Genomic DNA, 15,076 nt, shown 5'->3' on the forward strand with positions numbered 1-15,076 from the left:
CTGGTGTGGGGGTCACTGCGGGACGTAGGCGCCGTGCAGCGCAGGCCCGGCGGCCGGTGAGACAGCTTGCGGCGGCGGCCGGCGCTCGGCCCCGGCGGTACCCGCGCAGGCGCAGGCGCAGACCCAGTCGCCGACCGACTTCAGGAACAGCTGCTGTCCCCTGGCCGTGGCGAAGGTGTGGTCGACCTCGCGCATGAATTCGTACTGCAGCGACTGGGCGAACGGCTCGCGCGCAAACGCGCCGAGCTGGTCACGGTCGTGGTCGCTGACGTGCAGCGAGCCCGAATAGAGCAGCTGCACCGCCACGTGCCGCTCGACCAGGCGGCGCATGTTGGCGCCGAACCAGGCGGCGCTCTCCGCCATCGGCTGCTTCTCGGTGAAGAAGCCCGGCAGCGGCGTGGCAGCATGGCTGCGCAGCACGCGGCGCAGCAGCCAGCGCTTGGCCTTGCCGGGGAATGAGGGATGCACCGGCGCGGCGAGCGCGCGGCGCAGCGTGCGCTCCCAGCGGGCACGGCGTTCGGGAAACGCGAAGCCGTCGAACAGCGTGAGCGCCACCACGCGCGAATCTGTCACGCCCGCGGCCACCGCATGCTCGACGCCCGAGCACATGGCCACGATCGCGAACTGCCGGATGCCGAGCCGGCTTTCGACCAGGTCCATGGCGGCGCGCAGGTCGCCGAGCGCGCGGCCCTGCACGTCGTGCGAGGTGCCCGAGGCGTCGCTGTCGCCGATGCCGCCGAGATCGAAGCGCAGGCTGCTCACGCCGCGCGCCGCCAGCAGGTGGGCGAGCTTGACGTTGATGCGGCGCGGGCCGACCCGGTGGTTGGCGCCCATGTTGAACATCAGGCAGGCCACGTTGGCGGATCCCTGTTGCCGCGGCGTGGTCAGCATCCCCACGAGCGCGTCGTCGGTGCCGAAGCGGATCGGTGTCTGCGACATGGTGTCATTCATGAAGGGCTCCCTGAAGACGGTTGAGCGCATCGGCCGGAACCATCGCGCTGTTGGGGTACGGGTCGGACGTCCAGTCGAGGCGGTGCTGCAGGTAGGCGAGCCGAACCGGCATGTGGCGCGACTGCTGCTCGGCCGCCCAGCGCGCGGTGGGTTCGTCGTCGGGACCGGTGAGCACCAGCGTCTCGTGCAGCGCCGTGAGCGGCAGCGAGGCCGGCGCCAGCGTCTCGAGCTGCGCGCGCAGGGCGGGCGAGAACACGGTGCCGAGCGCCTCCTCGGGCATGGCGTCGGGCTCGCGCGAGAGGCCGCGGCGCCAGGCCAGGTCGGGAATGCAGAAGGTGGCGTCGATCGCGGCCACGTGCTGCTCGCGCAGGTGGCGCGCATAGCGCTGGCCGTCGATCACCGGCTCCCAGAGCACCAGCCGAGAGGGGTCGCTGCGGCCGCTGCGCGCGGCCAGCACCGCGAGCGTGGCACCGAGCCGCGCCCCGATCCAGACGATGCGCGCATGCGGGTTGCGCTGCCGCAGTTCCTCGTGCGCGGTGCACAGGTCGCGGCGCCAGCCGTCGAGGTCGCCGTCAGCCTCGTCGCCTGGCGAATCGCCTGCACCGTGGAAGTCGAAGCGCAGCGTGGCCGTGCCGGTGCGCGCCAGCCGCTCGGCCAGCACCTTGAAGAAGCGGTGGGTGCGCAGGCCTTCCTGGCCGAAGGGCGGGCACAGCAGTGCCGCGCTGCGCAGCGTGAGGTGCGCTTCACGCGTCTCGCGCACCTCGGCGGCCGGGTGGTACACGCCGAACAACTGGCGCGAGGCCGGGCCGAACATGAACGGCAAGGCGCTCATTGGGTCAGCTCCCCGTGGCGCCGGGCACCGGGCGCGGCCCGGTGCCGCATGAAGGCGTCCACCGCAGAAGCGGCCGGCTGGCTTGCACGCACGCGGGTCTGCCGCCATTCCGCGATCGAGCCGACGCTGTCGATGCGCAGCGGCGCAGGCTGCAGCACCAGCCACAGGATGCGGCCGGCCACCGGCACCTCGACGCTGCGGCAGTCGGCTTCGATGCCGACCTCGAAGCGATCGGGCGGCACGATCAGCCCGAGGCCGATGGCCTTGAGGCAGGCCTCCTTGCGCGTCCAGCAGACCAGGAACGCATGCTCGCGCTCGGCCTGGGGCAGCGCCGCGAGGGCGGCATGCTCGGACGGCGTGAAGTGGCGCTCGGCCATTTCGAGCGCGTCGGGCACCGGGCGCAGCACCTCGACATCGGCGCCCAGCGGTCCGCGCCGGCCGATGGTTATCAGGCCCAAAGCATGGCTGTGGCTCAGCGAGAAATGCACGCGCGGCCCGTCCGCGAGCGACGGCTTGCCGAAGGCGCTGCGCGTGAAGCACAGCGCCTCGGGGCGCTGGCCGGTCTGCTCGGCCAACGCGCGCCTCAGCGCCGCGTGGGCGGTCACGAAACGCCGGCGATCGGCCGGAAAGCGGAACTGCGCGGCGCGGGCGCGCTCCTCGTCGCACAGCACCAGCTCGGCGTCGCCGCTGGCGCGGTCGTCGAGTTCGAGGTACCGGCAGACCGGCGCCTCGACCGCGGAAAGGGAAAAGTCAGCGTAGCCCATGGTTCACTCCCTGCGCAGCCAGCCGCCGAATGCGCGGCTCAGCAAGCCTTCGCTGCGCGCGGCGCTCTTGAGTTGTGCGAGCGGCACGCGCAGCGTCTCGGCGCTGTCGGCTTCGTCGAGTCCCGCATGCGCCGTGGCCGCGATCTGGCCCAGGTTCTCGAACAGGTAGCGGCGCGAGGCCACGTGGTAGCCGAGCGTGCGCTCGGCCTGCTCGATGGCGCGCAGCACCAGCAGCGAGTCGCCGCCGAGATCGAAGAAGTTGTCGGTGGGCCGGATGTCGTTCACGTCGATGCCGATCACCGAGGCCCAGATCTGCGCGAGCTTGGCGTGCTCGGGGTTCAGCAGGATCTCCTCGACCTTGGTACCGGGCGCGGCGCCCTCGGACACCAGCGTCTTCGTCGGTTCGGCAGCCGCGAGCCGGCGCAGGTACAGCGCGCTGGGCGAGCCTTCTTCGGCCGCCAACGTGGCGAGCGTCGCCGCGGGCTGTTCGACCACGCGGTGCAGCACCTCGAGGTAGCGGTCGCGCAGCTGCGCACCGGTCTCGCGCAGGTAGATGTCTGCGTTGTAGATCAGCGCGCCCTCGAGCCCGTGCGGCTTGTCCATGAGCCACACGCCGATGTCGTCGGTGGCACCGCGCTGCATAAGGTGCAGCTGCCGGGTCTGCAGGCTGCCGAGCCGGCGTGCGCGGTCGCGTGCATCCTGGAACGAGAACATTGCCTGGTAGGGGCCGACCGAGCGGATGCGGCTGGCGAGCACGGGCTCGGCCATGAGGCGCTCGAAGGGCACCTGCTGGTAGTTCATCAGCGCCAGCAGCTCGCCCTTCACGTAGCGCATGAACTCGGGCAATGAAGCCGCTGCATCGACCGTGAGCGACACCGGCAGCACGTTGTTGAAGAAGCCCATCACATCCTCGGTCTCGGGCTGCTGGCGGCCGCGCACCGGGTTGGCGATGACGACGGTCTCCGAGCCGATGACGCGGCTCATGGTGAGCGCGTAGATGCCGAACGTCAGCATGCTGAGCGTCACGTCCATGTCGCGCGCTATCTTGCGCAGCTGCTGCGTGACCGCGAGGTCGACGCGGATCCACTGTGCACCGCCCTGGCCGCTCTTGCCCGCGCGGCGCGGCATGTCGGTGCGCGGCAGGCGCGGCATCGGTGCCTTGGCGAAGCGATCGAGCCAGAAGTCGAGCTGCGGCTGGAAGGCCGGCTCCTTCATCCAGCCGGCGAGCCACTCGGCATAGTCGCCGTGCGTGGTGGCGAGCGCGGGCAGGGTGTGCGTGCGCCCGCGTTCGGCCGCGTCGTAGATCGCCGACAACTCGCGCTGCAGCAGGTCGAAGGACCAGCCGTCCCAGACCAGGTGGTGCGGCACGAACAGGAACACGTGCTCGTGCTCGTCGAGCTGGAACACCGCCGCATGCATCATCGGCGCGCGGTGGATGTCGATCGGCTCGTCGGCGATCTCCTGCATGAGCTCGGCGAGTTCGGCCTCGCGCTGGTCGGCCGGCAGCTTGCGCAGGTCGATCACGGGCAGCGTGAAGTCGACCGATTCGGCGATCAGCTGCACCGGCCGGCCGGTGTCCGGATCGGTGCCCATGCGCGTGCGCAGCGCGGGCTGGCGGCGGATGATCTCCTTGAAGGCGGCGTCGAAGCGCGCGGCATCGAAGTTGCCGGTCAGGCGCTGTGCCGAGGGCGCGTTGTAGAGCGAGCGGCCCGGGTGCAGGTCTTCCATGAAGAGGATGCGCTCCTGCGCCGCCGTCAGCGGCGCCGTGGCGCGCTCGGGCCGGCAGGGCAGTGGCGCCTGGGTGCCGGCACCGGCGCGCTGCAGCCCGGCGATCACCACGGCCAGCCGTTCGGCCGTGGGCGCCTCGAACAGCGCGCGCAGCGGCAGCGTGACCTGGAACTCGCGGCCCAGCAGCGTCGTCAGGCGCGACGCCAGCAGCGAATGGCCGCCCATGGTGAAGAAGTCGTCCTGCATGTCGAGGCCGGGCAGGCTCAGCACCTTCTCCATCGTCTCGAGCACCTTGCGCTCGCAGTCGTTGCGCGGGCCGGCGCCGCGCCGCACCTCTTCGCGCGCAGCCGCCTGCGGCGCCGGCAGCGCCACGCGGTCGACCTTGCCGTTGGGCAGCGTGGGCAGCGACTTGAGCGCCACCACGTGCTGCGGCAGCATGAAGGCCGGCAGGTTTTCACGCAGGTTCAGCATCAGCGCGTCGAGGCCGAAGTCGACGCCCGGCGTGAGCGCCAGGTAGGCCACCAGCCGCACATCGCCGGGGCTGTCCTCGCGCGCCACCACCACCGCGCGCGAGACGCCCGGCACCTCGACGCAGCGCGCCTCGATCTCGCCCGGCTCGATGCGGTAGCCGCGCACCTTGAGCTGGAAGTCGAGCCGGCCGAGGTGTTCGATCAGCCCGTCGTTGCGCCAGCGGCCGCGGTCGCCGCTGCGGTACACCGTCTTGGCATGGCCGAGGATGCGCACGTTCACGAAGCGTTCGGCCGTGAGTTCGGGGCGCTCGATGTAGCCATGAGCCAGGCCGTCGCCCGCGATGCAGATCTCGCCCGGCACGCCGATCGGGCAGGGCTGCATCGCTTCGTCGAGGATCCAGATTTCGGTGTTGTCCACCGGAAGGCCGATCGAGACGCCGCGCGCCGCGACCACCTCGGGATCCACGCGCCAGGCGGTGGAGTAGACCGTGGTCTCGGTCGGGCCGTAGCCGTTCCAGAGCTCGTCGATCCGCTCGCAGAGCGCGAGCGCAAAACTCGGCCGCAGGGCCTCGCCGCCCATCCAGCCGCGGAAGCCGGGCGCGCCGGGCCACTGCGCATCGACCAGCAGCTGCCACATGCCGGGCGTCGCCTGCAGGAAGGTGATGCCTTCGTCCTGCAGCAACCTGGACAGGCGCACGCCGTCCATCGCGAGCTCGCGCTGCACCATCACGATCTCGGCGCCAGCCGCGAGCGGCAGCAGCAGGTCGGGCACCGCCATGTCGAACGACAGCGTGGTCACCGCCGCGATGCGGTCGGCGCTCGACAAGGCCGAGCGGCGATGCATCCACTGCAGCAGCACGGCGACCGACAAGTGCCGGGCGCTCACGCCCTTGGGCAGGCCGGTGGAACCCGAGGTGTAGATCACGTAGACGCCATCGTCGGGGCCGGCGTCCTGGTCGCTGGGTTCGAGCGGCGCGCCGGATTCCTGCTGCCAGGCGTCGTCGCGGTCGAACTCGAACACCGGGGCGCCCGAACCGCGCGGTGCCATGGGCAGGTCAGACGTGGTCAGCAGCAAGCAGAGGCCTGCGTCCTGCGCATAGTGGTCGAGCCGCGCCTGCGGAAAGGCGGGATCGAGCGGCACGTAGGCAGCACCGGCCTTGAGCACGGCCACCAGAGCGATCATCATCTCGAGGCTGCGCTCGACGCACAGGCCCACGCGCCGGCCGCGGCCGACGCCGCGCGCACGCAGCGCGCGGGCGAGCCGGTTCGACTGCGCATCGAGTTCGGCATAGCTGCAGACGCGCGCACCGTCGCGCACGGCCGGGCTGTGGGGCTGCTGCGGCACGCGCGCGAGAAAGCCCGCGAGCGCATGCGGTGGAAGTGCCAGTTCGACGGGCAAGGGCTGCAGCGCGAGCAGCGCCTGGGTCGCTTCGGGCGACAGCACATCGAGCCGGCCGATGGTTTCGGCGGGGTTGCACACGGCCGAGCGCAGCAGGCACTCGTACATGTCGAGCCAGCGCGCGATGCTGGCATCGTCGAACAGGTCGGCGTTGTACTGAGCCTCGACCATCAGCCCGCCGTCGATCGGGCGCAGGTTGAGGAACAGCTCGAAGTTCTCGTAGCGGCGCGCGATGGTGTCCTGCACGACCTCGAGATCCTGGAAGGCCTGGGTGCCGCCCGCCACGTCGGGGTCGACGTTGAAGGCCACGCTCACCAGCGGCAAGCGGCTGGCATCGCGCTGCAGCGACAGCTTGCCGAGCAGCGCGCCATAGGTGAGCGCCTGGTGGTCGAAGGCGTCGAGCACGGTGGTGCTGCAGTCGCCCACGAGCGCATCGAAGCGCAACTGCCCGTGGGCGCTGAGCCTGAGCGGCAGCAGGTTGACGCAGTGGCCCACCAGCCCCGGCATATCGCGTGCCACCTGGCCCGAGGCCGGGATGCCGATCACGAGGTCGTCTTGCGCGGTGAGGCGGTACAGCGTCGCCGCGAAGCCGCCGAGCAGGCCGGCGAACAGGCTCGCACCGGCCTTCGCGCTCATCGAGCGCACGCCCGCGACCAGCTTGCGGTCGAGCAGGCGTTCGGCGCGCCGCGACGCAAAGGTGCGCACGGCGGGACGCGGGCGGTCGACCGGCAGTTCGAGCACCGGCAGCGTGCTGCCAGAGAAGCGCTCGAGCCAGTAGTCCACGTGCGGCTGCATGTCGGGGTGCGCGGCCTCGGCGGCTTCACGGGCGGCGAAATCGGAATAGCTCGGCGCGGCCTTGAGCGGCGGGCCGTTGCCAGTCTGCTCGGCATAGAGCTGGCCGAGCTGCTCGGCGATGACCATCCACGACCAGCCGTCGCAGACGACGTGGTGCGCCGACATGACGAGCTCATGCTCGGTCTCGCCGAGCCGGTACAGCGCGGCGCGGAACAGCGGACCTTGCTCGAGCAGGAAGGGCGTGCAGACGGCTTCCTCGTGTGCGGCCTGCAGCGCTTCGGTGCGGGCCTCGGGCGGCAGGCCGCTCAGGTCGTGCCGGACGAGCCAGGTCTCGCCGCGCTGGCCCACGAGCATGCAGCTGCCGTCGGGCGAGATGGTGGCGCGCAGCGATTGATGGCGCTCGACCAGGCGTTCGATCGCGCAGGCCATGGCGTCGCCGTCGAGCGCGCCGCGAAGGCGCAGCAGCACCGATTCGTTGTAGGCGAGCGAGGCTTCGGTGCTCATGGTGGCACCGAGCCAGACTTCGCGCTGCGATTCCGTCGTGGGAATCACGCATTCGACGAAGCTGCTGGCGGCGGTGGGACGGAGAACGGCATTCATGCTGCGGCCTTTCCATGGAGGAGGGAGTTGCTGCCGGCGCCGGCGGCGTCGGGCACATACCAGAAGGGCTGACCATCGACGTCGCGGGCCAGGACGGAACCGTCTTCGTCTTGCGCCTTGCGGTAGTCGAAGCCCGTCACGACGCTGGCGCGGCGCGGCAGGAAGCCGGACTCCTGCATCTCGGCCACCGATTCCTTGAAGGCGCGCTGGATCAGCGCGATGTCCTCGGCGCTGTGCGCGCTGGTGAGGAAGCACGGGAAGTTGTCGAGGATGTGCACGCCGCGGCTGCGCATCATGGCGAAGAGCAGGTCCTGCAGCGGATGCTCCTCGAGCCAGCTCACGCGCCAGAGCGACGCGAAATGCCGCAGCGCGATGGGCGCGCCCACCTCGGCGCACCAGGCGGTGAGCTCGTCGGCCATGGCGGCGGTGTTGGTGGTCAGCGCGGATTGCAGCGCGGGGCCGCATTCCTTCAGGTGCAGCAGCGCGGCCTTGGAGGCGGCGAGTGCGAGCGGGTGCCGCACGAAGGTGCCGGCGAAGTAGGTCACGCCCACGCCGGGGATCGAGTCGTCGCCGTACGCCCAGGCCCCGCCGTCGAGCGCGTCCATGAAGCTGCGCTTGCCCGCGATCACGCCCACCGGCATGCCGCCGCCGATGACCTTGCCGTAGGTCGCAAGGTCGGCGCGCACGCCGAACAGTTCCTGCGCGCCACCCAGGCCAACGCGAAAGCCGGTGATGACCTCGTCGAAGATCAGGCAGGCGCCGTGCTGCGCGGTGATGGCGCGCACCTGCTGCAGGAACTCGCGTGGCTGGAAGTCGGGCCGGCGGCTCTGCACCGGCTCGACCAGCACCGCGGCAAGGTCGTCGGCGTTCTCGCGGATGAAGGCCAGCGCCTCGTCGGAGCCGTAGTCGAGCACGCGGACGTCGCCGAACATGCCGCTCATCACGCCGGGTGCGGCCGACAGACCCTTGTGGCCCTTGCCGGCGCGCACCAGCACTTCGTCGAAGGTGCCGTGGTACGAGCCGGTGAACACGACCACGCTGCTGCGCCCGGTGACGGTGCGCGCGATGCGCAGCGCCGCCATCACCGCCTCGGAGCCGGTGTTGCAGAGCGCGGCGCGGTCATTGCCCGTGAGTTCGCAGACGAGCGCCGTGACCTCGGCCGCAAGCGGATGCTGCGGCCCGATCTCGTAGCCGGCGTCGAGCTGGCGGCGCACCGCCTCGAGCACGAAGTCGGGCTGCCAGCCGAACATGTTCATGCCGAAGCCGTTGAGCACGTCGACGTATTCGTTGCCGTCGATGTCCCAGAGCTTCGAGCCCTTGGAGCGCTCGACCACGATCTGGTAGGTGATCTCCTTGGTCATCGGGCGGAAGCCGTTGACCACGCGCGGATCGGCCATGTGGGGGCGGTGGGTCTCGGTGAACGCCTTGCTCTTCTGCGTGCGCGCCACGTAGCGCCGCACGAAGGCCGCGAGCCGCGCCTTCTGGCGGCCGCTCGGCTCGGCGGTGCGCTGCGTGTGGATGCGCGCGATGGCGCCGAAGGCCTTGGCGACGTCGTAGCGCTGCGCTTCCTTCGGGGGCGCGGACGGGGCTTCGTCGGCGGCGGCTGGCGCGTGCGCTTGCGCGGCTTCGACCGGCATGGCCGCGGCGGCCACGGCCGACACCGCACCTGCGCCCGACAGCAGCGCGAGCTGCTGGCGCATCAGTTCCATCTGCTGCGCGACCAGTTGCGCGATCGGCGAGCCGGCCGCCAGGTCGATCGCCTGGGCTGGCGGCGTGGCCGGCGGCAGGGGCGCGGCGAGCGCAGAGGCCGCGGCCGGGGCGGGGGCAGCCACCACGGGCACGGCCTCGACCGGCAGGCTCTGGCGCAGGAACGCGGCGAGCGTGTCGAAGCTGCGGTAGTTCTCCATGAGCTGGCGAAAACTCACGCCGACCTTGAAGTGCTTCTTGATCTGCGTCGCGACCTGGGTCAGCGTCAGCGAGTCGAGGCCGAGTTCACCAAAGGCAGCCTGGCCTTCGGCCTGGGCCATGTCGACGCCCGAGATGTCTTCGAACAGCGCGCGCAGGCGCGCATCGATGGATGCGGCGAGCGCCTGCGAGGGCGCTGAGGCAGGGGTGATGGGTGGCGGGGACGCAGCAGCGGTCACGTTCGGCTCCTGGAACAAGGTGGGTGGGGCGGAGGAAAAGAGGGGGGAGGCAAGCGCAGGCGGTGCAGCGGCCGGCGCGGCCACCGCATTCGCTGCGGTGGTTGCGATGTCGACCCAGAAACGCTTGCGTTCGAAGGGATAGGTGGGAAGGCGCACGCGCTGTGCGCCGGCGCGCACGGCGAGCCGCGACACTTCGAGCTCGGTGCCGCAGGTCCACAGCCGCGCCAGCGCGAGCCGCAGCGTGCGGCACTCGTCGGCCGGCTCGCCGTGCAGCAGCGACATCGCCTCGCGGGCGCCGTGCTGGCGCGCCAGCGTGGCGAGCGTGTTGCGCGGGCCGACCTCGATGAAGAGCGGCCGCGCCGCATCGGCCATGGCGCTCTGCACCGCGGGCGAGAACTGCACGGTGCCGCGCAGGTGGCGTGCCCAGTAGGCGGGGCTGGTGGCCTCGGCGTCTTCGAGGCGGCGGCCCGTGAGCGTCGAGTAGATCGGGAGCGTGGGCGGTTGCAGCGCCACGTCGCGCACCAGCGCCTCGAACGGGGCCACGGCGGCGTCCATCATCGATGAATGGAAGGCGTGAGAGGTTTGCAGCAGGCGGCTCCCGATGTCTTCTTCCTGCAGCGAGAGGCGCAGCGTCTCGATGGCCTCGGAAGGCCCGGCCGCGACGCAGGCCGTCGGTCCGTTGACCGCCGCGAGCGAAAGCACGGGGCCGAGCCGGCGCGTGAGTTCGGCGGCGCCCAGGCGCACCGAGAGCATCGCGCCCGGGGGCTGCGCCTGCATCAGCGCGCCGCGGCGGGCCACGAGCCGTGCCGCATCTTCGAGCCGCATCACGCCGGCGATCACGGCGGCGACGAACTCGCCCACGCTGTGGCCGATCAACGCATGCGGCCGTGCGCCCAGCGAGAGCAGGCGGCGCGCCAGCGCGTACTCGATGGCGAAGAGGGCGGGCTGCGTGACCGACGTCGGCCGCAGCGCATCGGCATCGCCGCAGAAGATGCGCTCGCGCAGGTCGACGTCGAGCACGCCGGCGAAGGCCTTCAGGCAGGTGTCGAAGGCGGCGGCGAACACCGGGTCGTTCGCATGCAGCACGCGGCCCATGCCGACGTACTGCGCGCCCTGGCCCGGGAACAGCAGCACCGGCTGCGGCGCGCGCGCGTCAACCCGGCCGCTGGCCCGCCAGGGGCTGCCGTCGGCGCGCAGCGCGGCGATGGCCTCGGTCGTGTCGTGCGCGACGACTGCACGGCGAAAGGCATGGGCCTTGCGGCCGACGCCGAGCGTGTAGGCCACGTCGGCCAGCGGCAAGCCGGGCGTGGCCTCGAGGTGCGCCGCGAGCTGCTCGGTGGCCACGGCGAGCGCGGCTTCCGAGCGCGCCGAGAGCGGCAGAACCTGGGCACCGCGCGCGGCGCCCGAGGCGGGGCGCGGGGGTGCTTCCTCGACGACGACGTGCGCATTGGTGCCGCCCACGCCGAAGGCGCTGACGCCGGCGCGCCGCGGCTGGCCCGCCGTGCGCGGCCAGCGCTGCAGGCTCGGCGTGACGTGGAACGGCGTGCGCGCGAAGTCGATGGCCGGGTTGGGTTCGCTGTAGTGCGCGGTCGGCGGTATCAGCTCGTGGTGCAGCGCGAGCGCGGTCTTGATCAGGCCGGCGGCGCCCGCGGCCGTGACCATGTGGCCGACGTTGCTCTTGAGCGAGCCGAGCGTGCAGTAGCCGAGCGCATCGGTGTGCTCGGCATAGGCGCAGGTGAGCGCCTCGACCTCGACCGGGTCGCCCATCGGCGTGGCGGTGCCGTGCGCCTCGACGTACGAGATGCTGCGCGCGTCGACCTCGGCCGCCGCGAGCGCGGCGCGGATCACCGCCGCCTGCCCGTCGACGCTGGGCGCGGTGAAGCTGGCCTTGGCGCCGCCGTCGTTGTTGACGCAGGCGCTGCGCAGCACCGCATAGACCGTGTCGCCGTCGGCTTGCGCATCGGCCAGGCGCTTGAGCAGCACCACCGCGGCGCCGTCGCTGAAGACGGTGCCCTGCGCCTTCGCGTCGAAGCTGCGCGTGTGGCCGTCGGGCGAGAGCATCGAGCCCTCGTTGTAGAGGTAGCCGCTGCGCGGCGGGCAGGTGACCGACGCGCCGCCCGCGAGCGCCATGTAGCACTGGCCGGTGCGCAGCGCCTGGAAGGCCTGCGCCACCGCCACCAGCGAGGTGGAGCACGCGGTGTGGATGCTGACCGCCGGGCCGGTGAGGTTGAGCCGGTTGGCGACCCGCGTGGTGATGTAGTCCTTCTCGTTGGCCAGCATCACCTGGAACTCGCCGACCGCCTCGACCAGGTCGGGCCGGGTGGCGACGTGGCGCTGGAAGTAGCTGGCGTTGTACATGCCCGCGTACACACCCACCGGGCCGGGCGCGTCGTCGGGCACATAGCCTGCGCGCTCGAGGCATTCCCAGCAGATCTCGAGGAACACGCGCTGCTGCGGGTCCATCAGCGCGGCTTCCTTCGGGCCGATGCCGAAGAAGGCGGCGTCGAAGTTCTCGATGCCCTCGATCACGCCGCGCGCCCGCACATAGGCCGGGTCGCGCCGCAGCGCCTCGCTCACGCCCGCATCGAGCGTCTCGTCGTCGAAGAAGCTGATGGTGTCGCGGCCCGCGACGAGGTTGTCCCAGAACTGCTCGACGTCCGCCGCACCGGGAAAGCGGCCGGCGGTGCCGATGAGTGCGATGGCGTCGGTCATCCCGGCGGGGGCTGCGGCCGGGGCTGGCGTGGCGGGTACCAGGGCCTGCGCCTCGGCCGCTGGAGCCTCGAGCTCGGCCGCGATCGCGCCCGGCGTGGGATGGCGGAAGAAAAGGTTGGTCGACAGCCTGAGCCCGCCTTCGCGCTGCAGCTCGGCCAACACCTGCAGCACCCGCACCGAGTCGCCGCCGAGGTCGAAGAAGTTGTCGTTGCGGCCGACCTTGTCGATGTGCAGGGCATGCGCGAAGGCATCGCACACGCGCTGCTCGGCGGCGCTGCGCGCTTCTTCGAAGGGCTGCGCGAGTTCGGGCCGCTCGACCGCGGGTTCGGGCAGCGCCTTGCGGTCCAGCTTGCCGTTGGGCGTGACCGGCAGCTGCGCGAGCCAGACCTGGGCCGAGGGCAGCAGCGCCGCCGGCAGGCGTGCAGCGAGGTGGGCTCGCAGTGCCTCCCACGACAGCCGCTGCGAGCGCGCGACCAGGTAGGCCACGAGGCGCAGCTGACCTTGGGCATCGGGCCGCGCGACGACCGCGCAGCTCTGGATGGCGGGATGCGAGAGGATCGCCGTCTCGACCTCACCGAGCTCGATGCGGTGGCCGTGGATCTTGACCTGCCCGTCGCGCCGGCCGATGAATTCGAGCGTGCCGTCGGGCAGCCAGCGCGCGAGGTCGCCGGTGCGGTAGAGGCGCTCGCCGGGCGCGCCGAATGGGTCGGGCACGAAGCGCTCCTGCGTCAGCGCGGGCTGCCCGAGGTAGCCGCGCGCCAGGCCGTGGCCGCCGATGCAGAGCTCGCCCACGAAGCCGGCCGGTAGCAGCGCCATCGACGGGCTCAGCACGCGCAGCACCGTGTCGGTGATCGGGCGGCCGAGCGGCACCGAGCGAAGGTCGCTCGGCAGCGCCGCCGGAATGCGGTGCGTGGCCGCGAAGGTGGTGCATTCGGTGGGCCCGTAGCCGTTGCTGAGCACCAGGCCCGGGAGCGCCGCGAGCGCGCGCCGCACATGCGGCACCGACAGCGCTTCGCCGCCCGTGAGCAGGTGCGAGAGGCCCGCGAGATGCGCCGGGTCTTCGTCGATCACCGCGTTGAAGAGCGCCGCCGTCAGCCAGGCGGTGTGGATGCCGTGTGCCGCGATGGTCTGCGCGAGGCCGGCACCCGTGGGCACGCGCTCGCCGTGCACCACGCAGCAGCCGCCGTTGAGCAGCGGGCCCCAGATCTCGAAGGTGGCCGCATCGAAGGCGAGCGGCGCGGCATGCAGAACCGCGCGGCCCGGCGCCAGCTCGGCATAGTCCGCACCGACGACCAGGCGCAGGATAGCGCGGTGGCCGATCTCGGTGCCCTTGGGCGTGCCGGTGGAGCCCGAGGTGTACATGACGTAGGCGATCGATTCGCCGTCGATCGCGGGCGTCTTCCACGGGGCGAGGCCTTCGGCGGCGTCGGTGCCCTCGCTGCCGTCGAAGGTCAGCACGGCGTTGGTGGCGGGCACCAGGTGGCGCCAGTCCGGCGCTCCGATCAGCACCAGCCGCGCGCCGGCCTCGTCGAGCATGTGCGCGATGCGTTCGAGCGGGAAGTCCGGCGAGACCGGCACGTAGGCCGCGCCGGCCTTGAGGATGCCGAGCTGCGCCACCACCGCCGCGATCGAGCGGTCGAGCAGCAGCCCGACGCTGTCGCCCGCCTGCACGCCCAGGTGCTGCAGGCGATGTGCGAGCCGGTCCGAGCGCCGGGCGAGTTCGGCATAGCTCATGCGCTCGTCGCCCTGCGCCAGCGCCACCGCGTCTGGCGTGGCCGCGGCCTGGCGCGCGAAACGGGTCGCCACGGTGAGGCGCGGATCGAGCGGCGCGGGGGCGGTGTTCCAGGTGCGCAACTGCTGCTCGCGGTCGGCGGGAGGCAGGGTATCGATGTCGCCAAGGGGCGCGTCGGGACGCGCGAGCAATTTGTCGGCGGTGTGTGCGATGGCGGCGAGCAATTGCGTGGCCGATGCCGCGTCGAGCAGGCCTGCGGCCGCATCGAGGCGAAGGCATGGCGGCTCGGCCTCGGCGTCGAGCCAGAGCGAGAGCGGTACCTGGGCACAGGATTGGTCGGGGCGGCCACGAACCCAGAGCGCGGTGGGCGGCGAGGCTGGCGCGCTTGCCACGCCCGGCTCGCGCCGCTGCCGATCGATTGCAGCGAGCCAGCTGCCCGCGGGCTGGGCTGGATCGAACGCCGCCTCGGCGGTGGCGAGGCCTGCGGCCGCTTCCGCGCCCGGGAGCATTTCGTGCAGCACCGGCCGCTCTGCGCCGAGCCAGCGTGCCTGCAGCAGCAGCCAGGCCGCGGCAAGGGGCGTATCGAGCGTGTGTCCGGCGGCTACACGCTGTTGCAATCCCGGATGTGCGCCATCTCCCGCGAGCGCCAATGCGCTTTCGACGCGGTCCTCTGAAAGCTTCCTATTGAGGGGGGAAACGAAGAGGTCACCCAATGAAAGCGGGTGGATTTCGATTTGAGCCCGGGAAGCATTCTGGAGTTTCATGAAGAAGGCCTGGATCGGAAAATGGGTACCAATAACGCGGTCAGGAAAGCGCTATTGATGAGCGGGAAGGGCGGGTAGTACGTTTGGTCATATTTGGGTTGGCGATCCTATGGGTTTTGCCCCGCGGGGTGGGTGCGCATGTTCGCCAAGTTACAGTGTCGAATCGAACGTTACAAAGGAGTACT

At 71.5% G+C, this 15,076-nt stretch carries 5 protein-coding genes; all 5 read right to left on the reverse strand.

Annotated features, from left to right (window positions below; all coding sequences use genetic code 11):
* Positions 1 to 12: 12 nt before the first annotated feature.
* Genes AC3A6R_RS10015 through AC3A6R_RS10035 form a run of 5 tightly spaced genes read right to left on the reverse strand, consistent with a single transcriptional unit; the run spans position 13 to position 14,891 of the window.
* Entirely contained in the window at positions 13 to 951 is a 939-nt protein-coding gene (locus AC3A6R_RS10015; protein WP_487861543.1) for an alpha/beta hydrolase family protein, read from the reverse strand.
* Positions 944 to 1,783, reverse strand: a complete 840-nt coding sequence (locus tag AC3A6R_RS10020; RefSeq protein WP_487861542.1) for a serine aminopeptidase domain-containing protein — start codon at positions 1,781 to 1,783, stop codon at positions 944 to 946. Before AC3A6R_RS10020 ends, AC3A6R_RS10015 begins: the two co-directional genes overlap by 8 nt.
* Positions 1,780 to 2,547 (reverse strand): 4'-phosphopantetheinyl transferase family protein, encoded by a 768-nt coding sequence (locus AC3A6R_RS10025; RefSeq protein ID WP_487861541.1) that lies wholly within the window; start codon positions 2,545 to 2,547, stop codon positions 1,780 to 1,782. The genes AC3A6R_RS10020 and AC3A6R_RS10025 overlap by 4 nt, the downstream gene beginning before the upstream one ends.
* A gap of 3 nt (positions 2,548 to 2,550) precedes the next feature.
* A complete protein-coding gene (locus tag AC3A6R_RS10030) occupies positions 2,551 to 7,539 on the reverse strand; it encodes an amino acid adenylation domain-containing protein (RefSeq protein WP_487861540.1) in 4,989 nt (1,662 codons plus the stop codon).
* Positions 7,536 to 14,891 carry a hybrid non-ribosomal peptide synthetase/type I polyketide synthase gene (locus AC3A6R_RS10035; RefSeq protein ID WP_487864388.1) on the reverse strand — a complete coding sequence of 2,452 codons (7,356 nt, stop codon included), beginning with the start codon at positions 14,889 to 14,891 and terminating at the stop codon, positions 7,536 to 7,538. Before AC3A6R_RS10035 ends, AC3A6R_RS10030 begins: the two co-directional genes overlap by 4 nt.
* Positions 14,892 to 15,076: the final 185 nt, after the last annotated feature.

Source organism: Variovorax sp. Soil_C_19 (assembly GCF_057657255.1).

Coding starts and splice junctions, on each gene's coding strand:
- AC3A6R_RS10015 (WP_487861543.1), bottom strand. CDS start 951: ATGAATGACACCATGTCGCAGACACCGATCCGCTTCGGCACCGACGAC.
- AC3A6R_RS10020 (WP_487861542.1), bottom strand. CDS start 1,783: ATGAGCGCCTTGCCGTTCATGTTCGGCCCGGCCTCGCGCCAGTTGTTC.
- AC3A6R_RS10025 (WP_487861541.1), bottom strand. CDS start 2,547: ATGGGCTACGCTGACTTTTCCCTTTCCGCGGTCGAGGCGCCGGTCTGC.
- AC3A6R_RS10030 (WP_487861540.1), bottom strand. CDS start 7,539: ATGAATGCCGTTCTCCGTCCCACCGCCGCCAGCAGCTTCGTCGAATGC.
- AC3A6R_RS10035 (WP_487864388.1), bottom strand. CDS start 14,891: ATGAAACTCCAGAATGCTTCCCGGGCTCAAATCGAAATCCACCCGCTT.